The sequence below is a fragment of the Caulobacter sp. Root343 genome (assembly GCF_001425745.1).
GTDB lineage: Bacteria > Pseudomonadota > Alphaproteobacteria > Caulobacterales > Caulobacteraceae > Caulobacter.
Genome location: NZ_LMDF01000005.1, coordinates 216,969 through 234,519, shown reverse-complemented (window position 1 = coordinate 234,519; position 17,551 = coordinate 216,969). Strand labels below are relative to the sequence as shown.

Sequence of the window (17,551 nt, the reverse complement as noted above, 5' to 3'; positions counted from 1 at the left end):
GAATGCGCCGTCGTTTCTTCCTGCTGGGCGGCGCGCTGCTGCTGAGCGCCTGCGCCGAGCAGCCGCGCCTGGGCGAGCTGAAAGGCCCCATGACCGTGGCCCAGCGGACCGAGCTGCCGCCGCCCAGCGGCGCCGACCTGGTCGCCGCCACCACGGCCTATCGCATCGGTCCGCTGGACAAGCTGTCGATCGTCGTCTTCGGGGTCGAGGACCTCTCGGGCAAGTTCCAGACCGACGCGGCGGCGCGGCTGTCGATGCCGCTGATCGGCGAGGTCGACGCCTCGGGCAAGACCCCGTCCGAGCTGGCGACGATCATCTCCGGCAAGCTGGGCGCCCGGTTCATGCGCGACCCGCAGGTGACCGTGAACCTGGAGGAGACCACCAGCCAGGTGTTCACCGTCGACGGCCAGGTGACCCAGCCGGGCAGCTATCCGGTGGTCGGCAACATGTCGCTGATGCGCGCGGTGGCCACCGCCAAGGGGACCGGCGAGTTCGCCCGCCTCGAGGACGTGGTGGTGTTCCGCATGGTCGACGGCCAGTCGCTGGCGGCGCTCTACAACCTCGGCGCCATCCGCCGCGGGCTGTACGCCGACCCCAAGATCTACGCCAACGACGTGATCATCGTCGGCGACTCCGTGGCCCGCCGACACTTCCAGCAGTTCCTGCAGATCACCCCCCTGCTGACCACGCCGCTCATTCTCGCCTTGGAAAGATTCTGACGCATGGAACGGGTCTCACCCCAAATGCTCGGACTCGCCTCCGGGGACGTTTCGCTCTTCACGGACAGGGTCGCGCCCGACGGCATCGGCCGGGCCGCCACGCCGCCGCTACGCCGGCTGCTGCGCGCCGCCACGCGCTGGCGCTGGGTGCTGCTGGGCGGGGTCGCGGCCGGGGCCTTGGCCGGCGTGGCCCTGACCCTGGTCATACCGCGCCAGTACGCCTCGGCGGCGCGGCTGGAAATCTCGCGCGAGACGGCGCGGGTCGTGAAGATCGACAGCGTCGAGCGCGACACCAGCATCGGCGACCAGGAATTCTACCAGACCCAGTACGGCCTGCTGCGCACCCAGCTGCTGGCCGAGCGCGTGGCGCGCGATCTGGGCGTCGTCGACGATCCGGCCTTCTTCAAGCTGTTCGGCCGCCGCGACCTGTTCGAGGGCGGCAAGGCCGATCCCGCGACGCGGGCCAAGCGCACCGAGATCGCCGGCAAGATCCTGCTGCAGCACGTGGGCGTCGCGCCGGTGCGCGGCTCCAGCCTGGTCGACGTGCGGGCCGTGACGCCGGACCCGGCGCTGTCCCAGAGGATCGCCCAGGCCTGGGGCGAGGACTTCATCGCCAGCAATCTGGAACGCCGTTTCGAGGCGTCCGGCTATGCCCGCAAGTTCCTGGAAGGCCGCATCGAACAGCTTCGCGAGAAGCTGGAGATGTCCGAGCGCCAGGTGGTGGCCTACGCCGTCCAGCAGGGGATCATCAACCTGCCGTCCTCGGTCGACGCCAGCACCAGCGGCGCGGCGGTCGGCGGCCGCTCGCTGCTGACCGACGACCTGATCGCCCTGAACTCGGCCCTGGAAGTGGCGACCGCCGAGCGCATCGTCGCCGAGAGCCGGCTGAACGAGATCAAGCGGCCGGACGCCAGCAGCATCGCGCTGGGCAACGACGCCATCGCCTCGATGCGCCAGAGGCGGGCCGACGCGGCCGCCGAATACGCCAAGCTGATGGTCCAGTTCCGCCCCGACTATCCGCAGGCCAAGGCGCTGGCCTCGCAGATCCAGGCGCTGGACGCGGCGATCGGCCAGGAAGAGGGCCGGGTGCGGGTGTCGCTGCAGCAGGCCTACGACTCCAGCCAGACCCGCGAACGGGCCCTGACCGCTCGGGTCGAGGGCCTGAAGGACGGCCTGGCCGACCTGCGCCGCCGCAGCATCCAGTACAACATCTACCAGCGCGACGCCGACACCAACCGCGAGCTCTATAACGCGCTGCTGCAGCGCTACAAGGAGATCGGCGTCGCCGGCGGGGCCGAGAACAACAACGTCGCCATCGTCGATCCGGCCCGGCTGCCGGACCGCCCGGCCTCGCCCAAGCTGCTGGTCAATCTGGTGCTGGCGATGATGGCCGGCGGCCTGGCCGCGGCTCTGGTCGCGGCTGGCCTCGAGCAGATCGACGAGGGCATCGTCGACCCGGCCGACCTCGAGGAAAAGCTGGGCCTGCCGCTGCTGGGCGTCGCGCCCAAGGTGCAGGTCGAGGACCCGCTGATGGCCCTGCGTGACCCGCGCTCGAAGCTGGTCGAGGCCTATCTGTCGGTGCACGCCAATCTGGAGCTGTCGACGGCCAAGGGCGCGCCGCGCTCGCTGGCCGTGATCAGCACCCGGCCGCGCGAGGGCAAGTCGACGACGACGGTCGCCCTGGCCCAGTCCCTGGCCCGCGCCCGCCGCAAGGTGGTGCTGGTCGACGCCGACCTGCGCTCGCCGTCGGTCCACTCGGCCTTCGGGCTCAAGAACGGCCTGGGCGTCAGCAACTTCCTGTCGGGAGCCGAGGACCTCGACAGCGTCCTGCACGCGACCGAGCACGAGGGGCTGTGGGTGATGACCGCCGGACCGCCGCCGCCGAACGCCGGCGACCTGTTGATGGGCGACCGCCTGGCGCTGCTGGTCAAGCGGCTGAAGGAGCGCTTCGACCACGTGATCGTCGACTCGCCGCCGGTGATCGGCCTGGCCGACGCGCCGCTGGTCGCCGCCGCGGTCGACGGCGTGGTCTATGCGGTCGAGGCTCGTTCGGTCCCGGCCGGCACGGTGCGGGCGGCGCTGTCGCGCCTGCGCGCCTCGCAGGCCCACATCCTGGGCGCGGTGCTGACCAAGTTCGAGGCCAAGAAGGCCGGCTACGGCTTCGATTACGGCTATGGCTTCGACTACGACTACGGGCGCTGAGATGAGGGCCGGGGTCGTCGCGGCGCGGACGGTGATCGGCCTGGGCGTGGCGGCGGGCTTGGCGCTGGCGATCCGCGACGGAGTGGCGACCGAATGGGGTCGAAGCGATCCCGCCCGCGCCGCCGCGCTCGCGCCATCCGACGCCCGGCTGGCCGTCCAGGCCGCCCGCGCCAAGGTCGACGCCGGCGCCCCGGCTACGGATCCGGCCGTGCGGAACCTGGTCCGCCGCGCCCTGGCCCGCGACGCCACCCTGCCGCCCGCCGTCGAGCTGCGGGCCCTGGACGCCGAGGCCTCGGGCGACAAGGGCCGGGCCGCGGCGCTGTTCGCCCTGTCCGACCGCATCAGCCGCCGCAGCCTGGGCACGCGGGTCTGGCTGATCCAGCAGGCGGTGGAGCGCGGCGACGTCGACGGGGCGCTGCGGGACTTCGACATCGCGCTGCGGACCTCGTCGGCGGCCCCGCCGATCCTGTTCCCGGTGCTGACGAGCGCTCTTTCCGATCCCGACCTCGTCCCGCCGATCGCCCGGCTGCTGGACCGGCCCAGCGACTGGCGGGCGATGTTCCTGCACTACGCGGTGGCCGAGCGCGGCGCGCCGCCGGGGGTGACGGACCTGGTGCTGGCGGTCCGCGACCGGGCGATGGTGCGCCGCGCGGGCGCCGATCGAGCGCTGATTGGGCAGCTGGTCGCCCAGGGCGACTTCGGGGAGGCCCGTCGCGTACGGGACGCCTTCCAGCCGCTGGCCCGCGCCGAGGCGGACGCGCTGCTGGCCGACCCGACCTTCTCGCGCCCCGAACTGACCGCGCCGTTCGGCTGGCGGCTGACCGAGAGCGGCGAGCTGGAGGCGACCCGTGGCGTGGTCGGCGGCCGGCCGGCCCTGACCTATCAGGCGCTGGGCGGCGCCGGTGGGGTGGCGGCGGTCCAGCTGCTGACCCTGCCGCCCGGCGACTACCGCCTGTCGATCCGCACCGCCGCGACCGACCACGCGGCCATCCCGTTCTGGACCCTGACCTGCGGCGAGGCGGGCGGACGCCAGCTTCTTCAGCTGGACCAGGCCGACCGGTCGGGCGGCGAGGTCAGCGGCGAGGTCACGGTTCCCGCCGGCTGCTCCGGCCAGTGGCTGGCGCTGCACCTGCGCCGCGCCGACGCCGCGACCCAGGCCGGAGCGGTGGCTTCGGTCAGCCTCGTCCGGCGATGACCGTCTCAAGCGGGGCGAGCACGAACCGGCCAAACGCCGCCAAGCCGAGGGGCCGCGTGCGGCGACCCGCGCCGACCAGCCGGTAGCCGGCCGCCTCGGCCAGGCGGATGGAGGCGGCGTTGTCGTCCTCGACCACGTACCACAGGCGATCGTCCGGATCGGTCAGGGCTTGGACCGTCGCCAGGGCCAGGGTCGCCAGGCCCTGGCCGCGAAGCTCCGGGCGTGTCCAGACGTCGCCGACCTGCAGGTCGGCCGCGCCCATGAACGGGAAGCGAAACCAGCGCGGGGTCACGATCAGCCGGTGCGCCAGGCGGTCCTCGCGCCAGAGCGTCAGTTCCAGGAATCCGGGCCGGCTGAACAGCGCCAGGCGCTCGAACGCCCACCAGACCCAGTTGCCGAGACGGCGCGAGCCGGACGGCGGCGCGCCATCCCGGCCGGGCGACCAGACACGCGACGAGAACGATGGCGGCAGGGACGGCGCGGACCCCGCCCCGCCTGTCCGACGGTAGAAGCGCAGGATCAAGCCGCGTAGCCGGGCGGCTCGGCGCGGGGCAGGGGCGCGCCTCGCCGGCAGACCAGCCGCAGTTCGTCGCTGGCCGCCAATTCTTCCAGGATGGCGTCGACGCCTTCCAGCGCCGCGGCGTGCGACAGCGCGCCCAGCGCCGTCAGCCCGACGATCCGCAGGTCGATCCAGAAGGTCCGCCGCTCGACATAGAGCAAACCCAGGCGGCTCTTCCACGGCCGGATGACCTCGTCATACAGGGCGTCGGGGTCGGCCGCGCCGTCCAGGATCTCGGCCTCGTCGGCGAACAGGATCGAGGCCAGGTCGGTGATGCCGGGGCGCACGCTCAGCAGGCGCATTTCGCGCGCGGTGTAGTTGTCCACCCCGCCGCGCCGGGTGTTGGGGCGCGGCCCGACGATGCTCATCTCGCCGCGCAGCACGTTCCAGAACTGGGGCAGCTCGTCCAGCTTCCAGCGCCGCAGGACGTGGCCCAGCGGGGTGATGCGGCTGTCGGACTGGGTGGTCGAGGCCGCGCCCTTGAACTCGGAGTCCGCGGTCATCGAGCGCAGCTTGGCCATGCGAAAGTCGCGGCCGTCGCGCCCGACGCGCACGCCCATGAACAGCGGCGACCGCCGGTCCTGGGCCCAGATCAGGGTCATGGCCAGCGCCAGGACCGGCGCGGCCAGGATCAGCATCGCCAGGGACAGCAGGACGTCGAAGAGTCGCTTGGCCATCGAGGCTCCCTTGTCGTTGCGCGGGCTTGTCGTTGCGCGGGGCGGAAGCCAGGCGCCGCCGCATCGGGGGCGATGTCGCGACGGCGTTTTGGGGGACCGACGTCGTGATGACCGTGCGAGCGGCGCCTGGCTGACGACTGGAACGCTGCCGCCTTCGATGAGTGCGCCGACGGCGGCGCCGCGTTCAAAAAGGCGGCCGACTTCTTCGTGCTGGGGGGTGGCCTGGACGCGCGCGTCGGGCTAACTGCGTGCATGGCGCGAACCAACAACAGCTCCGAGATCGAAATCGAGGTCGACGGCGAACCGTATTTCTGGCGGCTGCATCGCCAGCCCGGCTGGTCCAACGACGGTCCCGAGCGGCACGGCATGGCCATCGCCGTGCGCCACGCCGAGGGCAAGCGCGAGGCCGTCGTCGAGTTTCCGCCCGGCCCGCAGCCCCGCTACGGCGCGCCGATGCTGAAGCCCGCCCACATCGCCCCGGCCCTGGTCGCCAAGGCCATCACCTCGGCCATCGCCGCCGGATGGGAGCCGCTGTCGCGCGGCAAGACCGTCGCCATCGTCGTGGACGAGACCGGAGCCTGACGCCTCTCGCTGAAGACCAAGGACCCATGAGTACGATCACCACCGTCGGGATCGACGCCGACGACACCCTCTGGCACTGCGAGAGCCTGTTCCGCCTGTCGCACGCCCGCTTCCTGGACCTGCTGTCCGAGCACGGCGATCCGGAGAAGATCGAAGCCCAGCTGCTGGCCGTCGAGAAGCGCAACCTGCGGGTCTATGGCTACGGGGCCAAGGGCTTCACCCTGTCGATGATCGAGACGGCGCTGGAGGTCACCGATGGCGCGGTCGACACCCGGGTGATCCGCGAAATCCTGGCCGTCGGCCGCCAGATGCTGACCGAGCCGATCGAGCCGCTGCCCGGCGTCGAGCACGCCCTGGCCGAGCTGTCCAAGCGTTACCGCCTGGTGCTGGTCACCAAGGGGGATCTGCTGCACCAGGAGCAGAAGCTGGCCTCGTCGGGCCTGGGCGACTATTTCGTCGCCGTCGAGATCGTCTCCGAGAAAGACGCCGACACCTACCGCCGGGTGTTCGACCGCTACGGCACGGGGGCCGAGCAGGCGGTGATGGCCGGCAACTCGATGAAGTCCGACATCCTGCCGGCCCTCGAGGCGGGCTGCTGGGGCGCCCTGATCCCGTACCCGCTGGTCTGGTCGCACGAAGCCGCCGACGCCCCAGTCGGGCACGCGCGCTATGTGGAGTTGGCCAATATCGGCGAGCTGCCGGCGTGGGTGGACGGGATCGCGACACCATAAAATCCTGTCATCCCGGACGGCCGAAGGCCGATCCGGGACCGCCGGAAGCGCTGAGCTTCTTGCGGTCCCGGCTCTTCGCTGCGCTGCGGCCGGGATGACAGAGGAATTTACGGCGCCACCGACGGTCCCAGCGCCTTCGGCTTGCGCGCCTTCCCCAGCCCCGCCAACAGATCCCGCGCCGGCCGCTCGAACGCCACCAGCGACAGATAGGCGATCGGGATCAGCAGGATCAGCCACAGCAGGCACCACAGCCGCATCGTGTCGCCGTTCAGGCCCCAGGCGGCGTGGCCGACCCAGTTCAGGGCGATCTTCAGCGCGATCGGGTGCAGCAGGTAGAGGCTGAAGCTCAGCTGCGCCCACGGGGCCAGGCGGGCGCTGACCCCGCCCTGGACGCCGGCCGCGTCGGCCGCCACGCCGGCGACCCCGATCGCGTAGACCAGGATCAGCAGGCTGGTCCGCGAGGCTCCGGCGAACGAGGCGACGAAGAACGCCGCCAGCAGGGCCCACATCACGAACCGGGCGAACGGCAGGCGGGCCAGCACGCCCTTCAGCTGGAAGGCCAGCATACCCAGCAGGAAGCCGGGCGCGGCGCGGGCGACGCCGAAGTCGTAGGTCCATTGCGAGAAGGGCTCGCCGGTCCGCGAGATCCACAGCAGCAGGGCGAGACTCCCGAACGCCGCGGCGGCCGTGGCCCAGCGGCCCAGGGCGGTGAGGCGGAAGATCAGGGGCAGGGCGATGTAGAGGCCCATCTCGGCGCTGATCGCCCAGCTGACGAAGTTCCAGGTCTGGGCCTTGCACGTTCCCCAGGCGTGGACGAACAGCACGTTCTGGGCGATGCAGCCGACGTCGTAGCGCGACGGGTCGTGCTCGTTCAGCACGCCGGCCCAGCCGAGCGCGGCGATGGCCACGAACACCGCCATCGTCGCCCAGTGCAGCGGCCCCAGCCGCGCCACGCGCTTCTGCAGGAAGTCGCGGTACTTGGCGAAGGTGGTGATCCGGCCGGTATAGATCGCCGCCATCACATAGCCGGAGATCAGGAAGAACAGGTCGACGATCAGGCTGAAGCTCTTGACCGTGTCATCCACCGCCTGCCAGCGGCCGTCCAGATTGATGAACCGGTTGAAGTGGAACACCACGATCATCACCGCGCCCACGATGCGCAGGGCGTCCAGATGCAGCATCTGGTCGGAGTCGGGCTTCAGGGGCGGCAGCTTCAGCATGGTGAAGGAGTGGCATGAAGCGGCGGCGAGGTCACTCTCCTCCCCCTCTGGGGAAGGGGGACCGCCGAACGGCGGTGGAGGGGCTCTGTGAGGTGGCGAACGCACGACCGCTTCGCTGACCCCCTCCGTCTCGATGCGTATCCGCATCGCGCCACCTCCCCCTAATGGGGAGGAGAGAGCCAGCGATCACTCTCCTCCCCCTCTGGGGGAGGGGGACCGCCGAACGGCGGTGGAGGGGCCCTGTGAGGTGGCGAACGCACGACCGCTTCGCGGACCCCCTCCGTCTCGATGCGTATCCGCATCGCGCCACCTCCCCCTAATGGGGAGGAGAAAATCTAAATCGCCACCCGTTTCGCGATCGCGTTCCTACGCGCCGTGGTCTCCTGCTGCGCCCGTTGCACGGCCTCGGTCTCCGTCGCGTGCAGCAGGTGGTCGATGACGCGTTCCAGGTGGTCGCGCATGGCTTGGCGGGCGGCGGCGGGGTCGTGGGCCTTGAGGGCGTCGACGACGCGGCGGTGTTCGACGATGCGCGGCTCCAGGCCCATGCCGCGGGCGCGGGTCAGGATGTTGCGGGCCAGGGGCGAGCGGTTGCGCCAGTCCCACAGGTTCTCGATCGTGGCGATGATCGCGCCGTTGCCGGTGGCGCGGGCGATGGTCAGGTGGAACTCGCGGTCGGCGTCCTCGCCCCGGATCTCTTCCTCGACGTGCATCCGCTCCAGCAGGCCGTCCAGCTCGGCGATCTGCTCGTCGTTGATCGAGGTGGCGGCCAGGGCGGCGGCCTCGCCCTCGAACAGGCGTCGAGCCTCGATCAGCTCGAAGGCGCCGATCTCGAAGTCGACCTCGGCCGACGGGGCGATCGGGCGGATGTTGCCGGTGACATAGATGCCCAGGCCGTGGCGGGCCTCGATCATGCCCAGCATCTCCAGGGCGATCATCGCCTCGCGCAGGGTCGGGCGCGAGACGCCGAACTGTTCGGCCAGTTCGCGCTCGGTCGGCAGGCGGTCGCCGATCTTGTACTGCCCCGCCTCGATGGCGTCGGCCACGGTGTCGGCGATCTTGCGGTAGAGCTTGACGTTGTCGGACATGGGTGGCGGGAGGCTCGAAGGACACGTGGCGATCGTTCAGTCACTAACACGAACAATGACCCGAAATGTCCTACATTTTAGCCCGTCCCGACGGATTGGTCAGGTTTGCCGGCCTGCAAGGCCTGATGTCGGACGAAACGGTGGCCTACCTCTGTTTCGCGCCTGATCTCACCAGTCGTGCATCGAGCCGTCCAGGCGACGGGCGACCGGCAGATAGGCGCGCTGGTAGGGGTATTTGGCCGCCAGTGCTTCGTCGATGTCGACGCCCAGGCCCGGCGCCTCGCCCGGATGCAGCATGCCGTCCTTGAAAGTGTAGGCGTGCGGGAACACCGCGTCGGTCTCGGGCGTGTGGCGCATATATTCCTGGACGCCGAAATTGGGGATCGACAGGTCGAAGTGCAGGGCCGCGCCCATGCAGACCGGCGACAGGTCGGTGGCCCCGTGGCAGCCGGTGCGCACGTGATGGAGGTCGGCGAAGCTGGCCAGCTTCTTCAGGTGGCTGATCCCGCCGGCGTGGACCACGGTGGCGCGGATATAGTCGATCAGCTGTTCCTCGATCAGCTGTTTGCAGTCCCAGATCGAGTTGAAGATCTCGCCCACGGCCAGCGGCGTGGTGGTGTGCTGGCGGATCAGGCGGAAGCTGGCCTGGTTCTCGGCCGGGGTGGCGTCCTCCATCCAGAACAGGCGGTAGGGCTCCAGATCCTTGCCCAGGCGGCCGGCCTCGATGGGCGACAGGCGGTGGTGGACGTCGTGCAGCAGGTGCAGGTCATCGCCCAGCCGCAGGCGGGCGGCCTCGAACAGGGCGGGGGTCGAGCGCATGTAGCGCTCGGTCGACCAGACGGTCTCCTTGGGCAGGTCGCTGTCGGCCGGCTCGTAGAAGAACTTGTCCTTGGAGACGCCGTAGGTGCCGCTCATGCCCGGCACGCCGGTCTGCAGGCGGACGGCCTTGTAGCCCTCCTCCGCGTAGTGGGCGGCGTTGTCGAGGGTCTCCTCGATCGTCTCGCCGTTGGCGTGGCCATAGACCATGACGCCCGAGCGGCAGGCGCCGCCCAGCAGCTGGTAGACGGGCAGGCCGGCGAGCTTGCCCTTGATGTCCCACAGCGCCGTGTCGACCGCGGCGATGGCGGCCATGGTCACCGGGCCGCGACGCCAGTAGGCGCCCTTGTACAGGTACTGCCAGATGTCCTCGATCTGGTGGGCGTCGCGGCCGATCAGGCAGGGGATGACGTGGTGGGTCAGATAGGCCTCGACCGCCAGCTCGCGGCCGTTCAGCGTGGCGTCGCCGATGCCGTACACGCCTTCGTCGGTGATGATCTTCAGGGTGACGAAGTTGCGCCCCGGACACGTGACGATGGTCTTGGCGGCGATGATCTTGGGCATGGGACGCTTTGTTTGAGATCTCGGGACGGGCCGAAAGATCGCGGGCGCGCCGTAAAGCCAGGCGCGCGACGTCCATCTTCCTCCCGCTATCGGTTTACCGGTACCATAAGGCTTGTCAACCCAGTGGTCAGACCACTATGAGAGAGTGTCCCGACCTTTGGCGGCGCTCCGAGAGCGGTGTCTTTCGGGTTGGGCGACGACAATAAAGAACTGCAAATAGTCCGATCTTCCCGGCGAAAGCCGGGATCCAGATCCAGCCTGAGCGTGAGCCCTTTCCTGGCCCCTCACAGCCCTTTCAGCTGGGCCCCGGCTTTCGCCGGGGAGGTCGGGACAATGGGAGTGAGACATGCGTTTGTTGGCGTTCGCGGCGGCTCTGCTGCTCCTCATCGCCCCGGCCGCCCGGGCCGAGGACGGCTATGATCTGTGGCTCCGCTACAAGCCGGTCGAGGCGTCCGCCCGCGCGCCCTACGCCGCCGCGGCCCGCGCCGTCGCGCCCGTCGCCGACCGGCCCGGCTTGCAGCTGGCCCGCGCCGAGCTGGTGCGGGGCCTGACCGGCCTGCTGGGCCAAGCGCCGGCGACGGCCGAGCGCGCCAGCCAGGACGGGGTCATCCTGCTGGGCCTGCCGCAGTTCTCGCACCCCCTGCACATGATGCGCCTGCCGACCTCCGAGCTGGGTCGCGAGGGCTATCTGATCCGCACCGTGCTGATCGACGGCAAGAAGACCACCGTCATCGCCGCGCCCAACGACATCGGCGTGCTCTACGGCGTCTATCGCTATCTCTCGCTGATCCAGACCCGCCAGAGCGTCGACAACCTCGACATCATGAGCTCGCCCAAGGTGAAGCTGCGGATGCTGAACCACTGGGACAACCTGAACCGCACGGTCGAGCGCGGCTATTCCGGCCAGTCGATCTTCGACTGGTGGCGGCTGCCCGGCCATGTCGACCCGCGCCTGGTCGACTACGCCCGCGCCAACGCCTCGATCGGCATCAACGGGACGGTGCTGAACAACGTCAACGCCAAGGCCGACAGCCTGACCCCGCCGTTCATCGCCAAGGCCGCCGCCGTGGCCGACACGCTGCGGCCGTACGGGATCCGGGTCTATCTTTCGGCCCGGTTCTCGGCCCCGATCGAGATCGGCGGCCTGAAGACCGCCGATCCGGCTGACCCGGCCGTCGCCGCCTTCTGGAAGGCCAAGGCCGACGAGCTCTACAAGGCCATCCCCGACTTCGGCGGCTTCCTTGTGAAGGCCAATTCCGAGGGCCAGCCAGGGCCGCAGGACTATGGCCGCACCCATGTCGACGGGGCCAACATGCTGGCCGACGCGGTGGGACCTTATGGTGGAGTCGTGATCTGGCGCGCCTTCGTCTATTCGCACGAGCAGCCCGACGACCGCGCCAAGCAGGGCTACAACGAGTTCAAGCCGTTCGACGGCCAGTTCCGCGACAACGTCGTCATCCAGGTCAAGAACGGCGCGATCGACTTCCAGCCGCGCGAGCCGTTCCACCCGCTGTTCGGGGCCATGCCGAAATCGAACCTCGGCATGGAGTTCCAGATCACCAAGGAATATCTCGGCTTCTCCACCCACCTCGTCTACCTCGGCCCGCTCTACGAGGAGACCCTGAAGTCCGACACGATGGCCCACGGCAAGGGCTCGACGGTGGCCAAGGTTGTCGACGGGTCGCTGGACGGCCGCAAGCTGACGGTGATGGCCGGGGTGGCCAACATCGGCTCGGACCGCAACTGGTCCGGCTCGCAGTTCGACCAGGCCAACTGGTACGTGTTCGGTCGCCTGGCCTGGGACCCGGAGGCCTCGGCCCGCGACATCGCCGCCGACTGGGCCAGGATGACCTTCACCAACGACCCGCGCTTCGTGAAGCCGGTCGTGGACATGATGATGGGCTCGCGCGAGGCGGCGGTCGACTACATGACTCCGCTCGGCCTGCACCACCAGATGGGCCGCAGTCATCACTACGGCCCGGGCCCCTGGGTGGCCGGCGGGCCGCGCGCCGACTGGACCAGCGTCTACTACGCCAAGGCCGGACCGGATGGCATCGGCTTCGACCGCACGCCCTCGGGCAGCAACGCCACGGCCCAGTACGCCCCGGCCGTGGGGGCCTGCTTCGCCGACCTGAAGTGCGTCGACGAGAAGAACCTCCTGTGGTTCCACCACCTGTCCTGGGACTACCGCCTGAAGTCCGGCGACACCCTGTGGGACGGCCTCGTCAAGCACTACGGGCGGGGCGTGGCCTATGTGGACGGCATGAACCGCACCTGGGCGGGGCTGGCCCCCTATGTCGACCCCCAGCGCCACGCCGAGGTCGCCGACTTCCTGAAGATCCAACGCGACGAAGCCCAATGGTGGCGCGACGCCTCGGTGGCCTGGTTCGGGTCGTTTTCGAAGCGCCCGCTGCCGGCGGGGGAGAAGGCTCCGGCGAAGTCGCTGGAGGACTACGAGGCGATGCAGTTCCCGTACGCGCCGGGGAACTGAGGAGGGAACAATCTCTCCTCCCCATTAGGGGGAGGTGGATCGCCGCGAATACGCGGCGAGACGGAGGGGCTCCGCGAAGCGGTGGTGACTTCGCCACCTCACAGGGCCCCTCCACCGGCGTTCGCCGGTCCCCCTCCCCCAGAGGGGGAGGAGAGGGAAATAGGCCTGAGAGGATAGCGGTTGAGCTAAGGTGTTTCGTCGATCCACTGACACACACCCGGGGCCCCGCCGCATGAACCTCCTCCTCACCACGGCCCTGGCCGCCCTGCTGGCCACGGCCGCCCAGGCCGCGCCGCTGAACGTCCCCACCACCCTGAAAACCATCGACGCCCAGCTGGACCGCGACTACCCGGCGCTGGAGGCGATCTACAAGGACATCCACGCCCATCCGGAGCTGGGTTTCCAGGAAGTCGAAACCGCCGCCAAGCTGGCCAAGGAAATGCGCGCCCTGGGCTTCACCGTCACCGAGGGCGTCGGCAAGACCGGGCTCGTCGCGGTGCTGAAGAACGGCGACGGACCCAAGGTGCTGGTCCGCACCGAGCTGGACGGCCTGCCGATGCAGGAGAAGACCGGCCTGCCTTACGCCAGCCAGGCGACGGCGACCTGGAACGGTGACAAGGTGTTCGTCGCCCATTCGTGCGGCCACGACATCCACATGGCCGCCTGGATCGGGACCGCCCGCCAGTTGGTCGCCCGCAAGGCCCAGTGGAAGGGCACGCTGGTCTTCGTCGCCCAGCCGTCCGAGGAGACGGTCAGCGGCGCGCGGGCCATGCTGGCCGACGGCCTGTTCGACAAGATCGGCGGCAAGCCCGACTACGGCTTCGCCTTGCACGTCGGCTCGGGCGCGGCGGGCGAGGTCTATTACAAGGCCGGGGTGCTGACCTCGACCTCGGACGGGCTGGACGTCACCTTCAACGGCCGCGGCGGCCACGGCTCGATGCCGGCCTCGACCATCGACCCGGTGCTGATGGCGGCCCGCTTCACCGTCGATGTCCAGAGCGTGATCAGCCGGGAGAAGGACCCCGCCGCGTTCGGCGTCGTCACGGTCGGCTCGATCCAGGCGGGCAGCGCCGGCAACATCATCCCCGACAAGGCCCGGGTGCGCGGCACCATCCGCACCCAGGACAATGCGGTGCGCGACAGGATCCTGGCCGGCGTCGAGCGCACGGTGAAGGCCGTCACCGACATGGCCGGCGCCCCGCCCGCCGACCTGAAGATCACCCCCGGCGGCAAGATGGTGGTCAACGACGCCGCCCTGACCGCGCGCACGGCGACGGTGTTCAAGGCCGCGTTCGGGGCCCGCGCGGTGGCGCAGGACAGGCCGGGCTCGGCGTCGGAGGACTATTCGGAATTCGTCCTGGCCGGCGTGCCCTCGGTCTATTTCGGCATCGGCGGCTACGCCCCGGCCGAAATCGCCAAGGCCAAGGCCGAGGACCGCCCCCTGCCGGTCAACCACTCGCCGTTCTTCGCCCCGACGCCGGAGCCGAGCATCCGGACAGGGGTGGAGGCGATGACGTTGGCGGTGATGGGGGTGATGGGGAAGTAATCCCTTCTCCCCTTGCGGGAGAAGGTGTCAGCGGAGCTGACGGATGAGGGGTCGAAAGACCTGTCCGGATAGCGGAGCGCGACCCCTCACCCGGCCCTTCGGGCCACCCTCTCCCGCAAGGGGAGAGGGAAGCTACCCCTCCGCCGCGCAGTGCTCCGCGATGAACGCCATGTGGTCGGGCATCACCTCGGCCGAGCGCGCGATCACCGCCTTGATCTCGGCCATCCGGGACCGGAACAGGGCCTCGTCCATGCTGTCGACCATCGGGTCGTAGCTCTCGGGCGTGATCCCCTGGCCGATCATCACCGCGAACCACGAGGTGTCGTTGAACAGCTCCTCGTTCTCGCGGAAGATCCGGCCCGAACCCCGGAACAGTTCGATCTTGTCGGTCAGGTAGTCGGGGATCGGCATCTCGCGCAGATAGTCCCAGTAGGGGGTGTCGTTGCGCTCGGTGGCCTTGAAATGCAGGATCAGGAAGTCCCGGATCTTCTCGTATTCGAAGGTCATGGTCCGGTTGTAGCGGTCGGTGTCGGCCTGCCGGAAATGCCGGTCGGGGAAGTGGGCCAGCAGGCGCGAGATCCCGACCTGGATCAGGTGGATCGACTGGCTCTCCAGCGGCTCCATGAAGCCGGCCGACAGGCCGATCGCGACGACGTTCTTGTCCCAGCTGGTCTTGCGGCGGCCAGCGGTGAAGCGCAGCAGGTTCGGTTCGGCCAGGGGCTCGCCGTCCAGGTTGCCCAGCAGATCCGCCGTGGCCTCGTCGTCGCTGATGAAGCGGCTGCAATAGGCGTAGCCGTTGCCCAGGCGGTGCTGCAGCGGGATCCGCCACTGCCAGCCGTACGGCCGGGCCGTGGCGCGGGTCACCGGGGCCATCGAGCCGGCCAGCGCGCAGGGCATGGCCACGGCGCGGTCGTTCAGCAGCCACTGGCTCCAGTCCTCGTAGCCGGCCTTCAGGGTCTGTTCGATCAGCAGGCCCCGGAAGCCCGAGCAGTCGATGAACAGGTCGCCTTCGACGACTTGGCCGTTTTCGAGGGAAACCGAGGTGACGAAGCCGGTCTCGCCGTCCTGCTGGACCGTGGCGATCCTGCCCTCCTGGCGCACGACGCCGCGCGCCTCGGCGTATTCGCGCAGGAACCTGGCGTAGAGCCCGGCGTCGAACTGGAAGGCGTAGGCGATCTGGCCCAGCGGCGAGTTGGCCTGGCCGTTGGGGCGCATGAACTTGCTCTGGCGCGAGCCGACGGTCTGCAGGCTGTAGGCGCCGAGGTCGTCGTCCAGCCCCATCGCCCGGGCCTTCAGCCAATAGGCGTGGAACGACACCCCCTCCATGTCGACGCCATAGGGGCCGAACGGGTGGTGGTAGCTGTGGCCGATCCGCTGCCAGTCGACGAAGTCGATGCCCAGCTTGAACGTCGCCTTGGTCTTCTTGACGAACTCGTTCTCGTCCAGCCCCAGCATGCGGTTGAACATGTTGATCTGAGGGATGGTCGACTCGCCGACCCCGACCGTGCCGATCGCCTCGGACTCGACCAGGGTGACCTGGGTGTAGCCGTCCTTCAGGAAGCGCCCCAGGGCGGCGGCGGTCATCCAGCCGGCGGTGCCGCCGCCGACGATGACGACGCGGCGCAGGCGGTGGTTCTCGATCATTTGGCGAACTCGGGAGCGGCGCAGTAGCGGGCGACGAAGTCTTCGTGGGTGGGCATGGCCTCGCCGGTCTGGCGGATCAGCGCGCCCATCCGCGCCATCTGCGCCTTGACGAAGGCCTGGTCATATTGGTCGACGAGCGGGTCGTGGCGCTCCGGCGTCACGCCCTGGCCCAACAGGACGGCGATCCAGCTGGGCTCGGCGAACAGGTCGTAGTCCGACTGGAACAAGCGGCCAGAGGCGCGGAACAGGTCCATCTTGCGCTTCAGGTCGGCTGGGATCTCCATCTCGCGCAACGCCTTCCAGTACGGCTCGTCCCGCTGGTTGGCGTGGAAGTGCAGGATGATGAAGTCGCGGATCAGCTCGACCTGCAGGATGGTCAGGCGGTTGTACTCGGCGATCTCGACCGGGTTGAAGCCCTTGTCCGGGAACAGGGCCAGCAGCTTGGTGATGCCGGCCTGGATCATGTGGATGCTGGTGCTTTCCAGCGGCTCCAGGAAGCCCGACGACAGCCCGATGGCCACGACGTTCTTGTTCCAGATCTGCTTGCGGCGGCCGGGGCGGAACTTGATGAAATTCGGCTCCTGGGTCGGGGCGCCGTCCAGGGTGCTCCGCAGGGTCTTCAGCGCGTCCTCGTCGCTGATGTGCTGGCTGGAATAGACATAGCCCGTGCCGATCCGGTGCTGCAGCGGGATGCGCCAGACCCAGCCGGCTTCGTGGGCGGTGGCGCGGGTGACGGGGGTCAGGCCGTCGCCGCCCATCTCGCACTGCAAGGCCACGGCGCGGTCGTTGGCCAGCCAGTGACCCCAGTCCTCGAAGCCGGTCTTCAGGGTCTGCTCGATCAGCAGGGCGCGGAAGCCGGTGCAGTCGACAAACAGGTCGGCCTCCAGCACCTGGCCGCCCTCCAAGGTCACGCCGGTGACGAAGCCGGTCTCGCCGTGCTGCTGGACGCTGGCGACCTTGCCCTCGACCCGGACCACGCCGCGCTTCTCGGCATAGGACCGCAGGTACTTGGCGTAGAGGCCGGCGTCGAAATGGAAGGCGTATTTGATGCTCGACATCACCTGGCCGGGGTCCTTCGACGGCAGGGCGAACTTGCCGAGGTTGGCGGCGGTGGCCGGCAGGTTGAAGTCGTCGATCGGCGCGGCCCAGCCCTCGTGGTGGGCGCGCAGCCAGAACTGGTGGAACTTCAGCGCCTCGATATCCAGGCCGAAGGCGCCGAACGGGTGCAGGTAGCGGTGGCCGGGTTTCAGCCAGTCGCGGAACTCGATGGCCAGCTTGAAGCTGCCCTTGGTGGCCCGCATGAACTCGGCCTCGTCGATGCCGAGGATCTGGTTGAAGGTGGTGATCGGCGGGATCGTCGCCTCGCCGACCCCGACCGTGGCGATGGCGTCGGACTCCACCAGGGTGACGGCCACGCCCTTGGTGTCGAGCACCTTGGCGAGTGCGGCGGCCGTCATCCAGCCGGCGGTGCCGCCGCCGACGATCAGGACCTTGCGGATGGGGTTGGGGGTCATGCGGGG

Annotated in this window: 14 protein-coding genes and 1 pseudogene; 7 read left to right on the top strand and 8 right to left on the bottom strand. The window is 69.5% G+C overall.

Annotated features, from left to right (window positions below; genetic code table 11):
• The first annotated feature begins 2 nt into the window (after nucleotides 1-2).
• Genes ASC70_RS05175 through ASC70_RS05165 form a run of 3 tightly spaced genes read left to right on the top strand, consistent with a single transcriptional unit; the run spans nucleotide 3 to nucleotide 4,116 of the window.
• Nucleotides 3-719 (top strand): polysaccharide biosynthesis/export family protein, encoded by a 717-nt coding sequence (locus ASC70_RS05175; RefSeq protein WP_056047091.1) that lies wholly within the window; start codon nucleotides 3-5, stop codon nucleotides 717-719.
• Nucleotides 720-743: 24 nt separating this feature from the next.
• On the top strand, nucleotides 744-2,921 hold the full coding sequence (locus ASC70_RS05170) for a polysaccharide biosynthesis tyrosine autokinase (protein WP_082539868.1): 2,178 nt from the start codon (nucleotides 744-746) through the stop codon (nucleotides 2,919-2,921).
• 1 nt (nucleotide 2,922) lies between these two features.
• Nucleotides 2,923-4,116 (top strand): hypothetical protein, encoded by a 1,194-nt coding sequence (locus tag ASC70_RS05165; protein WP_056047089.1) that lies wholly within the window; start codon nucleotides 2,923-2,925, stop codon nucleotides 4,114-4,116.
• Here ASC70_RS05165 and ASC70_RS05160 read toward each other — a convergent pair.
• The gene (locus ASC70_RS05160; protein WP_056047086.1) at nucleotides 4,097-4,639 is read right to left on the bottom strand and encodes a GNAT family N-acetyltransferase; all 543 of its coding nucleotides are present in this window, start codon (nucleotides 4,637-4,639) and stop codon (nucleotides 4,097-4,099) included. The two genes, ASC70_RS05165 and ASC70_RS05160, sit on opposite strands and share 20 nt — an antisense overlap.
• Nucleotides 4,636-5,352, bottom strand: coding sequence for a sugar transferase (locus tag ASC70_RS05155; RefSeq protein ID WP_056047084.1), 717 nt, complete (start codon nucleotides 5,350-5,352; stop codon nucleotides 4,636-4,638). The genes ASC70_RS05160 and ASC70_RS05155 overlap by 4 nt, the downstream gene beginning before the upstream one ends.
• A 252-nt stretch (nucleotides 5,353-5,604) precedes the next feature.
• Between ASC70_RS05155 and ASC70_RS05150 the strand changes: the two genes are divergently transcribed.
• Entirely contained in the window at nucleotides 5,605-5,934 is a 330-nt protein-coding gene (locus tag ASC70_RS05150; RefSeq protein ID WP_056047081.1) for a hypothetical protein, read from the top strand.
• Between the two features lie 26 nt (nucleotides 5,935-5,960).
• The gene (locus tag ASC70_RS05145) at nucleotides 5,961-6,665 is read left to right on the top strand and encodes an HAD family hydrolase (RefSeq protein ID WP_056047078.1); all 705 of its coding nucleotides are present in this window, start codon (nucleotides 5,961-5,963) and stop codon (nucleotides 6,663-6,665) included.
• A gap of 107 nt (nucleotides 6,666-6,772) precedes the next feature.
• On the opposite strand, the gene ASC70_RS05140 is transcribed toward ASC70_RS05145, so the two are convergent.
• The 4 genes and pseudogenes from ASC70_RS05140 to manD all read right to left on the bottom strand — a co-directional run bounded on the left by ASC70_RS05140 (nucleotide 6,773) and on the right by manD (nucleotide 10,350).
• Nucleotides 6,773-7,885: an acyltransferase gene (locus ASC70_RS05140; protein WP_056047076.1), complete on the bottom strand. Its 1,113-nt coding sequence runs from the start codon at nucleotides 7,883-7,885 to the stop codon at nucleotides 6,773-6,775.
• Nucleotides 7,879-7,968, bottom strand: a pseudogene (locus tag ASC70_RS25900) (hypothetical protein); the annotation flags it as partial. The gene ASC70_RS05140 and the pseudogene ASC70_RS25900, both read right to left, overlap by 7 nt.
• A 252-nt stretch (nucleotides 7,969-8,220) precedes the next feature.
• Complete coding sequence (locus tag ASC70_RS05135; protein ID WP_056047073.1) at nucleotides 8,221-8,970, bottom strand: FadR/GntR family transcriptional regulator; 750 nt, start codon at nucleotides 8,968-8,970, stop codon at nucleotides 8,221-8,223.
• Nucleotides 8,971-9,138: 168 nt separating this feature from the next.
• On the bottom strand, nucleotides 9,139-10,350 hold the full coding sequence (manD, locus tag ASC70_RS05130; RefSeq protein ID WP_056047070.1) for a D-mannonate dehydratase ManD: 1,212 nt from the start codon (nucleotides 10,348-10,350) through the stop codon (nucleotides 9,139-9,141).
• A gap of 346 nt (nucleotides 10,351-10,696) precedes the next feature.
• Between manD and ASC70_RS05125 the strand changes: the two genes are divergently transcribed.
• Nucleotides 10,697-12,841 carry an alpha-glucuronidase family glycosyl hydrolase gene (locus ASC70_RS05125; protein WP_056047068.1) on the top strand — a complete coding sequence of 715 codons (2,145 nt, stop codon included), beginning with the start codon at nucleotides 10,697-10,699 and terminating at the stop codon, nucleotides 12,839-12,841.
• 232 nt (nucleotides 12,842-13,073) lie between these two features.
• The gene (locus tag ASC70_RS05120) at nucleotides 13,074-14,387 is read left to right on the top strand and encodes an amidohydrolase (RefSeq protein ID WP_056047065.1); all 1,314 of its coding nucleotides are present in this window, start codon (nucleotides 13,074-13,076) and stop codon (nucleotides 14,385-14,387) included.
• A gap of 132 nt (nucleotides 14,388-14,519) precedes the next feature.
• Here the strand turns inward: ASC70_RS05120 and ASC70_RS05115 are convergent, their stop codons facing one another.
• Together ASC70_RS05115 and ASC70_RS05110 are read right to left on the bottom strand one after the other, a co-directional pair.
• Nucleotides 14,520-16,031: a tryptophan halogenase family protein gene (locus ASC70_RS05115; protein WP_056047061.1), complete on the bottom strand. Its 1,512-nt coding sequence runs from the start codon at nucleotides 16,029-16,031 to the stop codon at nucleotides 14,520-14,522.
• On the bottom strand, nucleotides 16,028-17,545 hold the full coding sequence (locus tag ASC70_RS05110) for a tryptophan halogenase family protein (protein ID WP_056047059.1): 1,518 nt from the start codon (nucleotides 17,543-17,545) through the stop codon (nucleotides 16,028-16,030). The genes ASC70_RS05115 and ASC70_RS05110 overlap by 4 nt, the downstream gene beginning before the upstream one ends.
• Nucleotides 17,546-17,551 lie beyond the last annotated feature (6 nt).